We start from the raw sequence: 15,855 nt of genomic DNA, 5'->3' as shown, positions 1-15,855 counted from the left end.
GAGATCCCCCTCACCATGCGCCTCAAGCACCCGCGCGCCGCCCGTACGGCAGTGCGCTCCCTGCTCGCCCCCGCCACGGTCGCCGCCCTGCTGGCACTCACCGCTCCACAGGCCGCCGCCCACACGGACCTGAACACATCCGACCCGGCGAACGGCGCGGTCCTCGCCACCGCCCCGGGCGCGGTCACCCTCACGTTCAGCGACGCCGTGGCACGGAAGGACGCCCAGCTCACCGTCACCGGCCCGGACGGCAAGCCCCTCGGCGACGGGGCCCCGGCGGTGACGGGTCGCGAGGTCACCCTGAAGCTCAGGCCCACGGACACCGCCGGCCGCTACACGGTGGGCTACCGCGTCGTATCGGCCGACGGCCACCCGGTGACGGGAACGTCGACCTTCACGATCCGCGAGCCGGTCCCCCCGAAGCACCCCGGCGCTTCCACCCCCACGCCATCCCCCACCTCCACCCTCTCCCGTTCCGCGGTGGCCTCCGGAGAGCGGGCGGTGACCAGCCTCAAGGCCGTCGGGATCGGCTTCGGCATCGGAGTGGTCGGCCTGATCGCGGCGATGACCGTCACGGTGCGACGCCAGAGGCGGAACGCGGACGACGCCGACCGATGACCTCGGTCACGCCGCGCCCTCCGTTCCCATCGGATCGGCGATGACCTGACCCACCTCGCCGGCACAGCCCCCGTCGGCCCCGGCGGCGTGCGTGTCCACCAGGGCCTGGAGCGCGCCAACGACCTCGGTCGGGGAGGGCTGGACGGCGATCTCCGCCCGCACCGATCGGGAGCGGTCGCGGTAGGAGGGGGTGTACAGGAGCTCCTGCGCGGCCTCGCGGAGGCGGTCGCGGTGTTGCTCGCCCGGTTTCAGGGTGATCGCCGAGCCGTGGGCGGCGATGCGGTCGCAGGGCGGGAACATCTTGGGGATGTTCGGGATGAGCAGCTGGGGAACGCCCGCGTTCAGGGCGTTGAGCGCGGTCTGCCCGCCACCGTGGTGCACGATGAGGTCACAGGTGGTGAGGAGGGTGTCCAGCGGCAGCCAGCCGGCCCTGACTCCGGGCAGGTCGGCGCGCAGGCGTTCGGCGACGGCCTGCGGGGCGGCGACGGCCACCTCGACGTCCAAGCCGGCGATGCTGTCGACGAGTTCGCGCAGGTAGGCGACCTCCTCGTCCTGGGAGACCCGGCTGCCGGCGGTGACGCAGACCCGTGGTCGCGGGCCCCGGCGGTAGGTCCACGGCTCCAGTGCCCGTTGTTCGTTGTAGGGGACGAACCTCATGTCCTGACGGGGCCCCGGCGCGGGGTCGCGCAGGCTGGGCGGGCAGATGTCGACCCACAGGTCGGTCGACGGGACGCCGTCCAGGCCCAGGAGCCGTAGTTCGGGGGCGAGTTCGGCGTCGGCGCCCTGGTCGATGCCGGGCGGCTCCCCCAGGTCCCAGGTGTGCCGGACCGACGGGATGCCGAGTTCCGCGGCGAGCAGCGGGGCCGCGTAGCAGAGGGAGCCGCCGACGACCAGGTCGGGCGGCCACTCGGCGGCGAGTACGCGCAGGCCGGGCAGGCTCGCGGTGGCGAGCCTGCCGAAGCCGCGGCCGTTGAAGAAGAGCCGCTCCTCGGGGTCCGCCGGCAGGTCGAGCGGCTGCCCGTCGCGGTCGTGGAACATGAACCGGAGCATGGTGCCGTCGGTGACGGGCACCGCGGGCAGGCCCACGGAGGTGACGAACGGTGCCATCTCCTCGGTGGTGGCGACCAGGACGTCGTGGCCGGACAGGCGGGCCTGCACGGCGAGCGGCGCGACGGCGAAGACCGTCGCGGGGCTTCCGCCGGTGACGAACAGGATCCTCATCGCACGTACGCTTCCAGGAGGTCGGCGCCGCGCGCCGCGCCGTCGGGACCCTCGTTCACCCGACGGGACAAGTCGTCCACCGCCCGGCGGATCCTCGCGTCGCCGGCGACCGACGTGACGGCGGTGAGGATGCCGTCCGCCGACATGTCGGTGAGCATCCTGCCCAGACCGAGTTCCTCGACGCGCCGGGCGTTGGCCAGCTGCTCCGGCACCTGTGCGGCGGAGACCATCGGGACCCCGCAGTACACGGCTCCCATCGTGGAGCCCATGCCGTTGTGGGTGAGGAAGACCTCGGCCTGCCGCAGTACGGCGAGCTGGGGCAGGTGGCGGTGGATGTCGAAGTTCGGCGGTACGGACCGGCCCCCGAGGTCGACCTTGCCGCCGACGGCCATCACGACCTGCCAGTCGGTGCCCGAGAAGGCGTCCATGCAGTGGCCGAAGAACTCCGGCCGGTCGTTCCAGATCGTACCGAGCGCGATGTACAGCAGGGGGGCGTCGGGGTCCTTGGGCCGGTACGCGCCCTCATGGGCACGGTCGCCGATGCCGGGGCCGATGAAGTGGAAGGTCTCGTCGAACCCGTCGGCGCCGGTCTGGAACTCCGCCGGGACGAAGACCAGGTTCAGCGGGGCCGGTTCGGCGGCGTTCAGCTCCTCGTACACGCCGTAGGAGGCGAAGAACTCCATGGACTCCCGCTGTGCCCGGACCAGCGGCGGATAGGTGGGGTCGAGGGGCTCCGACATCAGGAGGTCGTACAGGGACGACTCGTCGCTCGTCGCCATCGTGGGGATGAGGTAGGCGTACGGCACCGACAGCGTCTCGGCGAGCAGCCGCCCGTGGTAGTCGAGCTGGTCGGTGCAGACGAGGTCGGGCTCGTCGCCCCGGAAGTACTCCATCAGGACCGGCATGGACGCGCGGCGCTCGTCGAGCCCGATCCGGAGCACCTGCGTCAGGTTCTCGGTGGTGAAGTGCTCGGTCATCGGAGGGTCCTGGAGCTCCGTGGGCAGCACGATCGGGTCGGCGCCGGCCTCCTTGACGAGGTGCGCGAGGCCCGGCCCGACCGCGAAGCTGACGCGGTGCCCTCGCCGGACCAGTTCCCGTACCAGCGGCAACGGGGGCAGGACGTGTCCGTAGGCGTTCGGGGTAAGGAAAGCCACATGCATGTGTCGTGTCCTCCACAACCTTGACGTGCCGTCAGCACCGGGTGCTCCACCGGGGCATCCGCACCGAGGATGTGCGCGGGGGCTCGAAGACCGCTCAACGCTCTGTGGAGGCGTCGGCGAGGAGGGCCGCGAGGCGTGGTCGAGTCGCCCCATAGCGCGGGGAGGCACAGTCGGCGGGCGGAAACGGTCCTCGACGAAAGGTGACGCACGATGACGGACACGGTCCCGGGCTCCGGACGGCTTGCCCCCGAGACGTACACCCTGCCGGACGGGCGCGTGCTGCACTGCCTGAGCGAGGAGACCACGAAGATCGTCTGGTACGAGGTCTCCACCAGCATCTACCTCAACGAGCTGCAGAACCTGCGGGCGGGCGACACGCTGGTCGACATCGGTGCCCACGTCGGTCTGAGCTCGCTGTTCGTCGCCGACCAGGTGCCCGGGGTACGGGTCGTCGCCTGTGAACCCGCGGCCCCCACCTTCGCCTGCCTGGCGCGCAACTTCGCCGATCACCTGCCGGGCGGCACCGCGGTCAACAAGGCGGTCGCGGACGTCCCGGGTACGGCCGAGTTCACCTTCTACCCGGCCGACGAGACCATGGCGACCCTGGAGGTCGACGAGAAGGACGACCGGCGCAACATCGACGCCGTGCTCACCAACCTCGGTCTGCCGCAGGAGGAGCGGGACGCCTACTGGGACGGCTTCCGCAGCCGGGTGGAGACGTACCGGGTACCCGTGACGACGGTGTCCGAGCTGATCGCGGAGCACGGCCTCGCCTCGGTGGACCTGCTCAAGATCGACGTCGAGCGGTCCGAGCTCGCCGTCCTGCGGGGCATCGGCGAGGACGACTGGCCGAAGGTCCGGAACATCGCGGTCGAGGTGCACGACGTCCACGGGCGGCTGACCGAGGTGGTGAACCTGCTGGAGGAGAAGGGCTTCCGGGTGAGCCGGTCACAGCAGGAGGTCTACAGCGGCGGCAGCGTGCACATCGTGCTGGCCCGGCGTTCCTGAGCGGGCGAGCCGTCGTACGCGACGGCTCAAGGCGGGTTATAGCGCGGGCCACCAGCATCGGCCGGTATGACTGCCAATCGGGAACTACACGATCTGCGCCGGCTCATCCTCGCCGCGGAGGGTGACGCCGGTCCCGTCCTCCACGAGCTCGGCGTGGCACGGGCGGCCGGCCTGGTCGTCGGCGAACTCGTCGACCGGGCGGACCTCGACGAGGTTCCGGGGGCGGAACGCACCCCGATCACCGTACGGTTCGACCTCGCCTTCGAGGGCGAGGTCGTGGCGCACCACGTGGTGGCCGGCAAGACCGCCGGTCACCACCCCGGTGCGCCGAAGGCCGCGCACGCCACCGTCACGGTCGACCTCCTGGAACTGGTGCGCGCCGTCTACGGCGGGTGGCGCTCCGCCGGCTGCCAGAACCTGAGCATCGTCTGGAACGACCTGGAGGACGTCGAGGCGCTCGGCTCCTCCATGCACGTCTTCGACGTGGTGCGGCGCCTGGTGCGTGGCACCACCGAGCAGGCCGCGGACCTGGCCGACCTGTCCCTGCGCAACGGCTCGGACAAGTGGGGCCTGCACTACTACACCCCCCACTACGAGCGGCACTTCGCCCCGCTGCGGGACCGTCCGCTGACCATCGTCGAGCTCGGCATCGGCGGATACGGCGATCCGGCGGCGGGCGGTGCCTCGCTCCGGATGTGGAAGCGCTACTTCCCCCGGGCGCTCGTCCACGGCGTGGACGTCTTCGACAAGTCCGCGCTGCGCGAACCGCGCATCCACACCCTCCAGGGCGACCTCTCCGACCCGGAGTTCCTGTCGTCCCTCGGCGAGCGGATCGGCCCCATCGACATCGTGATCGACGACGGCAGCCACTACTGCCCCGACGTGATCACCACCTTCCGTACGCTCTTCCCCCTGGTGCGGCCCGGTGGCCTGTACGTGGTGGAGGACCTCCAGACCTCGTACTGGGCCGGGTACGGCGGGAGTTCGCGTCGCCGCGACGATCCGGCCACCAGCATGGGGTACCTGAAGCGGCTCGTGGACGGACTCACGTACGAGGACCAGGAGGAGGGCGGCGTCGCACCGGACGAGGTGACCCGCACCCTCACGGGCGCGCACTTCTACCGCAGCATGGCGGTCTTCGACAAGGGGGTGAACGCGGAGGGCCCCAGCCCCTCGTGGATCCCCCGGACGCTGATGAGCCACGAGGAGATGACACGGGTGGACTGGGGTGGGGACGGCCTGCGGGCGACCGACGAGGGATGACGCGGGACCGGGGAGCACGCCCGATCAGGGCGTGCTCCCCGCGCGTTCCCGGATGTCGTGGAGCAGCCCGGCCAGCCGGACGCTGCCGTGGGCGTCCGGCGAGCGGCCGGCCGCGGCCGCGTCGGCGAAGGCCACCAGCGTCGCCGCCACCTGGTCGTACGGCGCCAGCCGCCGTTCCTCCACTCCGGTCCCGGTTTCGAGGCGCAGGACGGGCGCGTGGTCCGCGGGCGGGGTGAACGCGCGATCGACGACGATCCGTCCCCGGGTGCCGGCCAGCTCGTACGCGGAGCGGTAGCCGTGGTCGAGCCCGAAGCCGAGCTGGACGAGCACGCCCTCCGGCGAGCGCAGGATCGCCGCTCCCGCGGTGTCGACGGCGAATCCGGGGCCGCGCACCAGTGCGGCCGACACCGGCGTCAGCTCCGGGCCCACCAGGTGCAGCGCCGCTCTCGCCGGGTACACCCCGGTGTCGAGCAGGGCGCCGCCGCCGAGGGCCGACTGGTAGCGGATGTCGTCCGGCGCCCGGCGGGGAACGGTGAACTCGGCCCGGAACGAGCGGAGTTCACCGATGGCCCGCTGTTCCATCAGCTCGCGCACGGCCGCGTGCAAGGGGTGGTGGAGGAACATGATGTTCTCCATGAGGGCAAGACCGTGCCGGCGTGCCAGCGCGAACAACTCCGCCGCCCGTTCCGGGGCGGGGGTCAGCGGCTTCTCCGCCAGGACGTGCTTCCCGGCCCTCAGGGCGGCCTCCACCCAGTCCGCGTGCAGCGCGCAGGGCAGCGGCACGTACACCGCCTCGACACCGGGATCGTCGAGCAGCCCCTGGTAGCCGTGGACCGCGCGGCAGCCGTACGGGCGGGCGGCGGCCCTGGCCTTGTCCGCGTCCCGGCTGGCCAGGGCCACCAGCTCCACCCGGGCGGAGCCGGCCATCGCGGGCATCACCCTGCGCACCGCGATGTCCGCGCAGCCCATCACGGCCATCCTCAGCGCGGGCACGGGCTCACCGCGCGGTGGCCAGGGCGGCCACCGTCCGCGCCAGCGCCTCGTCCCACGGCACCAGGGGCCGCCACCCGGTCGCCGCGACGAACGCGGACGGGTCGACGCGCACGCTGCGGAAGTCCGTCCCCTCGGCCTGCGGGGGCGGCGGAACGGAGACGACGGGTACCGGTGGCGCTCCGGTGGCCCGTGCGACGGCGCCGGCGACGTCCCGGAACACCTCGCCCAGGGGCGCGGCCCGCCCCGAGCCCACCGGGTAGTGCCGGCCGGCGAGCCGGTCGGCGTGGTCCAGCGCGGCGACGAAGGCCCGCGCCGCGTCCTCGACGTACAGCAGGTCGCGGCGGACGGTTCCGTCGTGCCACATGGTGAGGGGCTCACCGGCGAGCGCGCGGCGGATCATGGTGGAGACCACGCCCCGGTCGTCGGTGGTGGGGGCGGCCGGGGCGCCGAACACGGGTGGCAGCCGCAGGCTCGTCGCCCGCAGCCTGCCCTGCCGGGTGGCGTCCTTCAGCAGCCGCTCCGCGGTGAGCTTCTGCCGGTCGTACACCCCCTCCGGGTGGTCCTCCTCCGTGCCGTCGAGACGGTCCCCGGTGATCTTCCCGACCTGGGTGTTGCTGCCGGGGAACACCACGACGGGCGGGACACCCCGGCGGGCGGACAACGCGGCGACGAGGTCGCGGATCAGGCCGACGTGGGTCCGCTCGGCGGCGTCGTCGTCCTCGGCGACGCGCCAGCCGGCGGCACCGCGGATCAGGGCGGCGAACGGGAGGACCGCGTCGGCGTCCGCCACCGCCTCGGCGAGCAAACCCGGTCGGGTGAGATCGGCCCGGTGGGCCTCGACCCCTTCGGGCACGGTCATCGGGCGGCGGGCCACGGCCCGGACCCGCACGGGCAGTTCGGACAGGATCGTGGTGACGGCGGAGCCGACGAACCCGGAAGCGCCGAGCACGACGACGAGCGGTCGGTCAGCCCCGGGCATGGCGGGCCTCCTCGGCTCGGCAGGCGGTGTACTCCGGCAGCAGCCCCGCGTCCAGCGCGGCGGCGAGCGAGGGCGCCTCACGGTCGCGGGCGGACAGCACCGGGTCGAGTCCCGCGGGGAGCGCGAGGCCGAGCTCGGGGTCGAAGGGGTCCAGCGCGCGTTCCTTGTCCGCCTGGTAGCTCGTCGACAGCAGGTAGACCATCACCGTGTCGTCCTCCAGGGCGACGAACAGGTGGCCCACCCCCACGGGCAGGTACAGCGCCGAGGGCTCGGACGGGGACAGTTCCACCGCCTCCGAACGCCCGAACGTCGGCGAACCGACCCGGACGTCGACCACGATGTCGAGCGCCCGGCCGCCGACGCACTGGACGTACTTGGCCATCGAGCGGGGCAGGGCCGTGAAGTGCACCCCGCGCACCACACCGCGCCGTGACCGGCTGGTGCTGGCCTGGGCGACCGGGAACGGCCCCCGGCCGACCGCGTCCGCGAAGGGGACCTCCTGGAGCGGCGAACAGAACGAACCCCGTTCGTCGTGGAAGACCTCGGGAGTGAACGCGTAGGCGCCCGCGATGCCCAGCTCGCGTACCTTCACGGCGTGCCGCCCCGGTGCGTGGCGACGAAGAGTCCGGTCGTACGGGGCTCGGGCCTCAGGAACTCGGCCCGCAGGCCCGCCCCGTGGAAGGCGGCCTCGTAGGTCGCGCGGTCGAAGAGCGTCATCACATGGGTGTCCGTGAAGTGCTCGATGCCCGTCCCGGTGGCGGCCACGGTGTAGTGCACCTCCATCCTGCTGGTCGAGCCGTCGCGCACCGAGTGGGAGACCCGGGAGATGGTCCGTCCGCCGACGGTGACGACATCGCCGGCCACCCAGCCGGAGAGGAAGTCGTCGGGGAACCACCAGGGTTCCACGATCAGCACGCCCCCGGGTTCCAGGTGGTCGGCGAGGTTCCGTACCGCTCGGTGGAGGTCCTCGGCCGTGGCGAGATAGCCGACCGAGCTGAACATGCAGGTGACCGCGGCGAAGCGGCGGCCGAGCCGGAAGTCGCGCATGTCCCCCTGGTGGAAGGGCAGGGCGGGGGCGTGGCGCCTCGCGACGGCGAGCATCTCCTCGGAGAGGTCCACGCCGACCGCCTCCCCGAAGGAGCCGGCCAGCTCGCGCAGGTGTGCCCCGGTCCCGCAGGCGACGTCGAGCACGGAGGCGGCGTCCGGCCTGCGGGACGTGACGAGGTCGACCACGTGTGCGGCCTCGCCGCGGTAGTCCTTGCCTCGGCCCTGGTAGAAGTCGTGGTAGACGTCCGCGCGCTGGTAGATCACGGTGTCCGCGACGGTGGGCATGGGGTGGCCTTTCACTCGGGGGTTCACAGGGTGCTCAGGACGTCGCGGAGCGCGGCGATCACCTTCTCCTGGAGCCCCTCCGACAGGGACGGGTACATCGGGAGGGAGAAGATCCGCCGCGCGAGCAGCTCGGTCACCGGGAGGGAGCCCGGTGGCACGCCCAGGTGCGCGAAGCCGCGCATGGTGTGCACCGGCCAGGGATAGCTGATGTTCAGCGAGATGTCGTGCTCTTCGGCGAGGCGCCTGATGATCTCGTCGCGCCGTGGGTGCCTGACGACGTACACGTAGTAGACGTGGTCGTTGCCCTCGGCCACCGCCGGCAGTTCCAGGCCGTCGGGATCGCGGAGGTCGGCGAGTCCTTCGGCGTAGCGGTCGGCGATCTCGCGGCGCCGGGCGATGTAGGTGTCCAGCCGGGTCAGCTTGCGCCGCAGGATCTCGGCCTGCACCTCGTCGAGGCGGCTGTTGTGTCCGGGGGTCCGCTCGACGTGGTAGACGTCCTCCATGCCGTAGTAGCGCAGTCGGCGCAGGGCGGCGTCGATGTCGGACGAGGCGGTGAGCACGGCGCCGCCGTCCCCGTAGGCGCCGAGCACCTTCGTCGGGTAGAAGGAGAAGGCGGCGGCCTCGCTCATCGTTCCGGCGAGCCGGCCGTGGTGGCGCGCGCCGTGCGCCTGCGCGCAGTCCTCCACGACGCTCAGTCCGCGGGCGTCGGCGATCCGCCGCAGCGGCTCCATGTCCACGCACTGGCCGTAGAGGTGGACCGGCAGGACGGCCTTGGTGCGAGGGGTGATCGCGGCCTCGACGAGGCGCGTGTCCATGAGGTGGTCCTCGGCCCGGACGTCGACGAAGACGGGGGTGGCTCCGGCGGCGTCGATGGCGACGACCGTGGGCGCGGCGGTGTTGGAGACGGTGATCACCTCGTCGCCGGGGCCGATGCCGAGGGCTTCCAGGGCGAGCTGGACGGCGTTGGTGCCGTTGTCGACGCCGACGCAGTGCGGCAGCCCGTGATAGGCGGCGTACTCGGCCTCGAAGCCGTGCACGCTCTCGCCGAGCACCAGCCGGCCGGAGCCGAAGACCTGCTGGACCGCGTCGAGTATGTCGCCGCGCTCGGCGTCGTACTCGGCGAGGTAGTCCCACACGTAGGTGGTCACCGCTCGTCCTCCTTGTAGAAGCCGAAGAACGTCAGGAGGCTCCTGGCCTCCACGTTCAGGTGGTTGCCGTACCGCACGAATTCGGTGAGCTGGCGCAGCGTCACCCAGGCGAAGTCCTGCGGGACCTCCATGGGGAACGTGTCCGCCACCTCGACCAGCAGGTAGCGGTTCTCGGCGTGGTAGAAGCGGCCGCCCTCCTCGGAGTGGACGCAGTCGAACCGGACCCGCTCGGGCGGTGCGCCGAGGAGCTCGTCGAGGAAGAGCGGCCGGCGGTCGTCCGGGAGCAGGCGGTAGTTGTCCGGCTGGCACTGGACCGTCGGGGCCATCTCCACGCTGTCGAGCGCCCCGGTCTCGGTGCGGGCCTGCATCAGCAGGTGCAGGACTCCGTCGATCCGCCGGGTGAGGAAGCCGATGACGCCCTGGCTGCGGGGCTGGAACATCGGTTGCTGCCAGCCGGTCACCTCCCGGTGGCTGGCCCGTACGTCCACGCCGACCACGGCGAAGTGCTGGCCGCGGTCGTGGACGAGTTCGCCGTCCACCCGGGACCAGCCGCTCAGCTTCGCCAGCGGCATGCGCTCCCGGGTGAGCGTGCAGCGGCTCTTCGCCTCGGTGAACCAGCTGAGCAGTTCGACGGTGGCGTGCAGGGCGCCTTCCCCGGGGGACCATGAGCGGGCCATCGCGCCGCGGAAGGTGTCGGCGGTCAGGTCGGTCGGCCGGAACCGCTGCGAGGCGGCGCCGGCCAGGACCGTGCGGGTGTCCATGTTGACGAGGTTGGGCTCCCGCAGCAGCTCGTCGATCTGTTCGAAGCTGAGCCAGCAGAAGTCGTCAAGGACGGGGACGTCCTCGTCGACCTGCACGATCATGTTGCGGTTGCGCTTGGCGAGGAACCACGACGCCTGTTCGGACTGGAGGACGTCGGAGAGGATCCTGCCGCGCCGCGGTGCGGTGAAGTACTCCAGGTACGGCACCGGCTTGCCGCCGTGCACGCCGGTGAAGTTGCTCCGGGTCGCCTGCACGGTGGGCGACATCTGGAGCCCGTTGACGTTGCCCGGTTCCATCTTGACCTGGAGCAGGCAGTGCGGGACGCCGTCGAACTCCCGGACGAGGATGCCCAGCACGCCTCGCTCCGGCTGGACGAGGATGGGCTGCTGCCAGGACTCCACGGCGCGCCCGGAACGGGTCACGTCGAGGCCCTCGACGGTGAAGAACCGGCCGGTGCGATGGACCAGGTTCCCCGAGTCCGGGTCGGTCAGCCAGCCGTCGATCTCATCGATGGGGATCTTGCTCGTCCGGTAATCCTGTGCCCGGCACCGCTCTCGGTACCAGGCATGGAATTCCGCTATTTCGGAGAACAATTCGGTCACCTCCTGCGGCGGAAAGTGTGCACTATTCCCTTTCGGACATGCGTACTGCCGAGAAACCGGCAAGGCACGATACTGCCAGAAGTACCGCTCTCCTTCCCGCCCCCTCATGCGGAATTCCCTTTTCCCGCGAGTGCGCCCTTACCCATATTCGAGTGAGCAGCGAGCGGGGTCCCCATGATCGGAGGGGAGACGTCGTGGACCCGGAAGGTGGGCACCGTGCAGGATTTCCCGTGGGCGGGGACGGTCGAGCCGCCCTTCGCCGAGGTCGGCGACGCGTTCCTCGCGAACTTCGCCGCCGGCGCCGAGGTGGGGGCCGGCGTGTGCGTCTACCACCGGGGCAGGCCGGTGGTCGATCTCTGGGGCGGCTTCGCCGACGAGGCGGCGACGGACCCGTGGCGGCCGGACACCCTGGCCGTCCTGGCCTCGCCCACGAAGGCGCTGGTCACGGGGGCGGCCCTGCTGCTCGTCGACCGTGGGGTGCTGGACCTGGACGCGCCGGTGGCCGAGCACTGGCCGGAGTTCGCCGCCGAGGGCAAGGCCGGGATCACCCTGCGCATGGTGCTCGGCCACCGGTCCGGGGTGGTCTGTCTCGACCACGCCCCCCTGACCGAGGCGTCGTTGCGGGCCCACACCCCGGTCGCCGAGGCACTGGCGGCCGCCCGGCCGGAATGGGAGCCGGACACCGCCCACGGCTACCACGCCACGACCATCGGCCATCTGGTGAGCGAGCTGATCCGGCGCACGACGGGCCTCACCGTGGGCGCGTTCTTCGCCCGCGAGATCGCCGCCCCGCTCGGTCTGGACTGCTACATCGGGCTGCCGGATCCCGCCTCGGCCCATCTGGCGACCATGCTGGAGTCCAAGGCCGAGGCGGTCATGGCCGGGGCCGACCCGGGCGACGGGATCGCCTTCCTGACCGCCCTCGGCGACCCGGACTCGCTGAGCCACCGCGCGACCATCGGCAGCATGGCGCTGGATCTCGCGCCCGATCCGGTCACGGAGAACCCGTCGTACGACGGGCTGGCGAGCGCGCGTTCACTCGCCCGGTTCCTCGCCTCGTTCGTCGGCGAGGTCGACGGGTTCCGGCTGACCACCCCCGCGCTCGCCCGCGAGCTGCGCACCGTCCACTCCAGCGGCACCTGTCGTACGACCCTGCTGCCCACCACCTGGGGACTCGGGGTCATGCTGCCCGACGGCCCGCTGTTCCCGGCGTCCGCGGGCCTGGGCACCGCCTTCGGCCTCGGCGGCGCGAACGGCAACTTCACCTTCGCCGACCCGGAGCGGGAGCTCGCCTTCGCCTACGTCCAGAACGCGGGATCCGCGGAGATCGGACGCATGGACGAAAGGGCTTCCCGGCTCGTCGAGGCGGTTTACCGAAGTGCCGGAGCGAGGGCCTGAAGGCCCGAAGGAATTCCGCGCCGCCCGGCCCGCCATCGATATCGACATCGCCGTCGCCGTCGCCGTCGCCGTCGCCGTCGGCATCGGCATCGGCATCGGCATCGGCATCGGCATTGCAATCGACACCCGTCGAATTCCAGAGATCACCCGTCAAGCACGCCGAAGGGTTTCGGAGATGCGCATCCTTTTCACGTCCGCGCCCGGATACGGGCTCATGCTGCCGATCGTCCCGCTGGCCTGGGCGGCCAGAGCGGCCGGCCACGAGGTCCTGCTCGCCACCACCGCCTACATGACCAAGGTCGCCGCCGAGTCGGGTCTGCTGGTGGCGGACGTGTTCCCGGAGCGGGACGTGGGCGAGGACCTGGTGGCGGGTGCGGCCGGCCGGCCGCCGGAGGCCAAGGACACCCCGGAGGGGTACTGGGAACTGGTCGACGCGATGCGGCCGTTCGAGCTGTTCACCTTGGCCATGACCGAGGGTACGGTCGCCGCGGGCCGTGCGTTCCGCCCCGATCTCGTCGTGCACTGCTCGGACCACGTGGCGGGCCGGCTCGCCGCGACGGCGCTGGACACACCGGCGCTGGAGGTCGGCAACCGGGTCTCCTGGTCGACGCGCGACGAGGGGTTCCGGCCCGGCGCGAACCACGGCGGGAACCACGGCGCGCGCACCGGACTCGTGGCCGACGACGCCCCCGTGGTGGTCGCCCTGCGCGCACGGCTCGGGCTCGGCGACCGCGAACCCGAGCTGCTCGCCCGGGTCGATCCGCGCGCCCCCAGCATGGGCGGCCTCGCCGGCGAGGAGCCGGACGCCGAGGACGGGGTCCCCTGGCTGCCGATGCGGTACGTGCCGTACAACGGCGGCGCGACCCTGCCCTCCTGGGCCATGCTCCGCCCCGACCGGCCCCGGATCTGTCTGACCCTCGGCACGATCGCCCCCCTGCTGCCCGGCGGTGGCGGTCTCGCCCCGTTGATCGAGGCGCTGTCCGGCCTGGACGCCGACATCGTGCTCGCCGACAGCGAGACGGATCTGAGTCTGCTCGCCCCGCTGCCCGAGAACGTCCACCCGGCCGGGTTCGTCCCGCTGTCGGGAATCCTCCGGGACTGCTCGCTCGTCGTGCACCACGGCGGCTCGGGCACCACCGCGGCGGCCCTGCACCACGGGGTGCCGCAGCTCATCGTTCCCGAGGGCGCGGACAACGCGCTGTGCGCCCGGCGGGTCGTCGACCGCGGGGTCGGCCTCTCCGTCGACCCCGGGGAAGCGGACGTCCCCGCTCTTCGCGCCCTGGTCGAACGCCTGCTCGGCGAGGCGGCCTTCGCCCGTAACGCCGCGGCGGTACGGGACGAGATGGCCGCCCAGCCGAGCCCGGCCGAGGTCGTCGAGCGGGTCACCTCGGACCTCGCCCGGCGGCCCGTCCGCCGTCCATGACCCACACCATCCGACCCGTCCACCGCCGACCCCAGGGGATGCAATCCGTGGAGACTCCGACCGTGCCCGACACCGCCGACCTTTACCTGTCCCTGCTCAAGAGGATTCTCGTCAACGTCATCTATGAGGACCCCGCCATCCCCAACCCGCTGGTCAGCGGGGACGGGCACGACCGGGAGGCGCGCAACTCGGGAGCGGACTGGCCGAGCGTCGCGCACACCATGGTCGGGATGCCCCGCCTCGACAACGTCGAGATGTGCCTCAAGCAGGTCATCGCGGACGGCGTTCCCGGCGACTTCGTCGAGACCGGTGTGTGGCGCGGCGGGGTGTGCGTCTTCGCCCGTGGGCTGCTCAAGGCGTACGGCGTCGAGGACCGCAAGGTCTGGGTCGCCGACTCCTTCGAGGGGATCCCCGAGGTGGGCGAGGGGAGCCACCCGCTGGACCGGGAGCTGAACCTCCACGCGTTCAACGAGGTGCTCGGCGTCTCCGAGGAGACGGTGCGCGAGAACTTCCGCCGGTACGGGCTCCTCGACGACCAGGTGGAGTTCCTGCCCGGCTGGTTCCGCGACTCGCTGCCGGACGCGCCGATCGAGCAGCTGGCCGTGCTGCGGCTGGACGGCGACCTCTACGAGTCCACCATGGACGCGCTGACCCACCTGTACCCGAAGCTCTCGGTGGGCGGTTACGTCATCATCGACGACTACATGATCCCGTCCTGCAAGGAGGCGGTGCACGCGTTCCGGGCCAAGGAGGGCCTGGAGGCGGATCCCCTGGTGGAGATCGACGCGTACAGCGTCTACTGGCGCCGCAGCCGCTGACCCGACGCCGAACGGCCCCGTCCACCGGTGTGGACGGGGCCGTTCGCGTGCGCGTACGCCGTGCCGGAGCCGGCGGTCAGGCGTGACAGACGAGCGGACCGCCGTTGTAGTCGATCATCTCCTGGAAGATCTCGCCCATGCGGTCGACCATCGCCTTGACGTCCGCCTCCCCGCCGCGTGCCGCGTCGAGTTCCTCGACGTAGGCGCGGTGCAGGTTGGGGATGAGCCGGGCGGGTTCCGCCAGCTCCGCGAACGGGCCGAGGTCGGCCTCGCGCGCCACCTCCCTCGGCGCGAGGCCCGCGGCCACGCCCTGCCGGGCCAGGTCCTGCACCCAGCGCAGATAGTCCTCCGTCACGTCGAACACCTCCGGTCCGCAGACCGGACCGTGCCCGGTGACCACGGTGGTCGCCCCGAACGCACGGAGCCGGTCGAGGGTCCGCAGCGAACCGGCGACCGAACCCAGCGGGAAGAACGGGGTGATACCGGACATGACGATGTCCCCGGTGAAGAGCACCCGTCGCTCCGGCACCCAGACAACGCTGTCATTGATGGAGTGGGCCGGGCCCGGATGCAGCAGTTCGGCGGTCAGCTCCCCGACGTGCAGCGTCATGGACTCCTCGTACGTGACCTGGGGCAGCGTCAGCTCGATGTCACCCCAGACCACGTCCGGCCACAGCTGGGTGAGATGGAGCCCGACGTCGGCCATCTCCCGTCTGGTCCCGGCGTGCGCGAACACCGTCGCCTCGGGGAACACGAAGTTGCCGAAGGTGTGGTCGCCGTGGGAGTGCGTGTTGATCAGCGCGAAGGGTGCCGGCCGGCCGGCCGCGACCACGTGCGTCCGCAGCCGGCGGGCCCGGGCCTCGGTCGCCGCCGTGTCGATCAGCGCGACCGCCTCGCCCGAGACGAGCACACCCGCGTTGTTGACGCACCAGCCGCCGCCGGGCTGGACATAGGCCAGCACACCGTCCGCCACCTCCGTCAGTTCGGGATCGGCAGCGGTCGTCTCTGATGGGGAAGGCACAGGACTCTCCTCGTCTCCTCGGATCTCGGCTTCTCGTCTTCTCTGCTTCTGCGCTGCTCGGCTGCTCTGCCGCTCTGCCGCTCTGCTTCTCGGCTGCCCGTCGTTCGGT

15 protein-coding genes are annotated in these 15,855 nt (G+C 71.9%); 6 read left to right on the top strand and 9 right to left on the bottom strand.

From position 1 onward, the window contains the following. Window positions 1–15: 15 nt before the first annotated feature. The gene (locus tag AB0Q96_RS19630; protein WP_365327032.1) at window positions 16–618 is read left to right on the top strand and encodes a copper resistance CopC family protein; all 603 of its coding nucleotides are present in this window, start codon (window positions 16–18) and stop codon (window positions 616–618) included. 6 nt (window positions 619–624) lie between these two features. On the opposite strand, the gene AB0Q96_RS19625 is transcribed toward AB0Q96_RS19630, so the two are convergent. Together AB0Q96_RS19625 and AB0Q96_RS19620 are read right to left on the bottom strand one after the other, a co-directional pair. After that, complete coding sequence (locus AB0Q96_RS19625) at window positions 625–1,839, bottom strand: nucleotide disphospho-sugar-binding domain-containing protein (protein WP_365327030.1); 1,215 nt, start codon at window positions 1,837–1,839, stop codon at window positions 625–627. Then, window positions 1,836–2,999 (bottom strand): macrolide family glycosyltransferase, encoded by a 1,164-nt coding sequence (locus AB0Q96_RS19620; protein WP_365327028.1) that lies wholly within the window; start codon window positions 2,997–2,999, stop codon window positions 1,836–1,838. The genes AB0Q96_RS19625 and AB0Q96_RS19620 overlap by 4 nt, the downstream gene beginning before the upstream one ends. A gap of 210 nt (window positions 3,000–3,209) precedes the next feature. Here AB0Q96_RS19620 and AB0Q96_RS19615 point away from each other — a divergent pair, with 210 nt between their 5' ends. Beyond that, window positions 3,210–4,007: an FkbM family methyltransferase gene (locus tag AB0Q96_RS19615; protein ID WP_365327026.1), complete on the top strand. Its 798-nt coding sequence runs from the start codon at window positions 3,210–3,212 to the stop codon at window positions 4,005–4,007. A gap of 66 nt (window positions 4,008–4,073) precedes the next feature. Then, complete coding sequence (locus tag AB0Q96_RS19610) at window positions 4,074–5,270, top strand: class I SAM-dependent methyltransferase (RefSeq protein ID WP_365327025.1); 1,197 nt, start codon at window positions 4,074–4,076, stop codon at window positions 5,268–5,270. Window positions 5,271–5,294: 24 nt separating this feature from the next. Here AB0Q96_RS19610 and AB0Q96_RS19605 read toward each other — a convergent pair whose 3' ends face one another. Genes AB0Q96_RS19605 through AB0Q96_RS19580 form a run of 6 tightly spaced genes read right to left on the bottom strand, consistent with a single transcriptional unit; the run spans window position 5,295 to window position 11,077 of the window. Beyond that, complete coding sequence (locus tag AB0Q96_RS19605) at window positions 5,295–6,263, bottom strand: Gfo/Idh/MocA family oxidoreductase (protein WP_365327023.1); 969 nt, start codon at window positions 6,261–6,263, stop codon at window positions 5,295–5,297. Window positions 6,264–6,267: 4 nt separating this feature from the next. Further along, window positions 6,268–7,242 carry an NAD-dependent epimerase/dehydratase gene (locus AB0Q96_RS19600; protein WP_365327021.1) on the bottom strand — a complete coding sequence of 325 codons (975 nt, stop codon included), beginning with the start codon at window positions 7,240–7,242 and terminating at the stop codon, window positions 6,268–6,270. Next, window positions 7,229–7,834, bottom strand: a complete 606-nt coding sequence (locus AB0Q96_RS19595; protein WP_365327019.1) for a dTDP-4-dehydrorhamnose 3,5-epimerase family protein — start codon at window positions 7,832–7,834, stop codon at window positions 7,229–7,231. Before AB0Q96_RS19595 ends, AB0Q96_RS19600 begins: the two co-directional genes overlap by 14 nt. Then, window positions 7,831–8,574 carry a class I SAM-dependent methyltransferase gene (locus tag AB0Q96_RS19590; protein WP_365327018.1) on the bottom strand — a complete coding sequence of 248 codons (744 nt, stop codon included), beginning with the start codon at window positions 8,572–8,574 and terminating at the stop codon, window positions 7,831–7,833. Before AB0Q96_RS19590 ends, AB0Q96_RS19595 begins: the two co-directional genes overlap by 4 nt. Window positions 8,575–8,597: 23 nt before the next feature. Continuing rightward, complete coding sequence (locus tag AB0Q96_RS19585) at window positions 8,598–9,722, bottom strand: DegT/DnrJ/EryC1/StrS family aminotransferase (protein WP_365327016.1); 1,125 nt, start codon at window positions 9,720–9,722, stop codon at window positions 8,598–8,600. Continuing rightward, window positions 9,719–11,077 (bottom strand): NDP-hexose 2,3-dehydratase family protein, encoded by a 1,359-nt coding sequence (locus AB0Q96_RS19580; protein WP_365327014.1) that lies wholly within the window; start codon window positions 11,075–11,077, stop codon window positions 9,719–9,721. Before AB0Q96_RS19580 ends, AB0Q96_RS19585 begins: the two co-directional genes overlap by 4 nt. A 225-nt stretch (window positions 11,078–11,302) precedes the next feature. Here AB0Q96_RS19580 and AB0Q96_RS19575 point away from each other — a divergent pair, with 225 nt between their 5' ends. The 3 genes from AB0Q96_RS19575 to AB0Q96_RS19565 are packed head-to-tail and all read left to right on the top strand — an operon-like array spanning window position 11,303 to window position 14,725. Beyond that, on the top strand, window positions 11,303–12,484 hold the full coding sequence (locus AB0Q96_RS19575) for a serine hydrolase domain-containing protein (protein ID WP_365327012.1): 1,182 nt from the start codon (window positions 11,303–11,305) through the stop codon (window positions 12,482–12,484). Continuing rightward, window positions 12,465–13,907 (top strand): nucleotide disphospho-sugar-binding domain-containing protein, encoded by a 1,443-nt coding sequence (locus AB0Q96_RS19570; RefSeq protein WP_365327010.1) that lies wholly within the window; start codon window positions 12,465–12,467, stop codon window positions 13,905–13,907. The genes AB0Q96_RS19575 and AB0Q96_RS19570 overlap by 20 nt, the downstream gene beginning before the upstream one ends. A 47-nt stretch (window positions 13,908–13,954) precedes the next feature. Beyond that, on the top strand, window positions 13,955–14,725 hold the full coding sequence (locus AB0Q96_RS19565; protein WP_365327008.1) for a TylF/MycF family methyltransferase: 771 nt from the start codon (window positions 13,955–13,957) through the stop codon (window positions 14,723–14,725). Window positions 14,726–14,801: 76 nt separating this feature from the next. Here AB0Q96_RS19565 and AB0Q96_RS19560 read toward each other — a convergent pair whose 3' ends face one another. Next, entirely contained in the window at window positions 14,802–15,746 is a 945-nt protein-coding gene (locus AB0Q96_RS19560; RefSeq protein ID WP_365327007.1) for an MBL fold metallo-hydrolase, read from the bottom strand. Window positions 15,747–15,855: the final 109 nt, after the last annotated feature.

The sequence above is a fragment of the Streptomyces sp. NPDC093111 genome (assembly GCF_040683955.1).
Taxonomy (GTDB): Bacteria; Actinomycetota; Actinomycetes; order Streptomycetales; family Streptomycetaceae; genus Streptomyces.
The sequence above is the reverse complement of the archived record's forward strand: the minus strand, read 5'-3'. Positions and strand labels throughout refer to the sequence as shown.

What these genes read in the sequence shown, in the direction of transcription:
- AB0Q96_RS19630 (WP_365327032.1), top strand. Translation starts at nt 16, where the DNA reads ATGCGCCTCAAGCACCCGCGCGCCGCCCGTACGGCAGTGCGCTCCCTG.
- AB0Q96_RS19625 (WP_365327030.1), bottom strand. Translation starts at nt 1,839, where the DNA reads ATGAGGATCCTGTTCGTCACCGGCGGAAGCCCCGCGACGGTCTTCGCC.
- AB0Q96_RS19620 (WP_365327028.1), bottom strand. Translation starts at nt 2,999, where the DNA reads ATGCATGTGGCTTTCCTTACCCCGAACGCCTACGGACACGTCCTGCCC.
- AB0Q96_RS19615 (WP_365327026.1), top strand. Translation starts at nt 3,210, where the DNA reads ATGACGGACACGGTCCCGGGCTCCGGACGGCTTGCCCCCGAGACGTAC.
- AB0Q96_RS19610 (WP_365327025.1), top strand. Translation starts at nt 4,074, where the DNA reads ATGACTGCCAATCGGGAACTACACGATCTGCGCCGGCTCATCCTCGCC.
- AB0Q96_RS19600 (WP_365327021.1), bottom strand. Translation starts at nt 7,242, where the DNA reads ATGCCCGGGGCTGACCGACCGCTCGTCGTCGTGCTCGGCGCTTCCGGG.
- AB0Q96_RS19590 (WP_365327018.1), bottom strand. Translation starts at nt 8,574, where the DNA reads ATGCCCACCGTCGCGGACACCGTGATCTACCAGCGCGCGGACGTCTAC.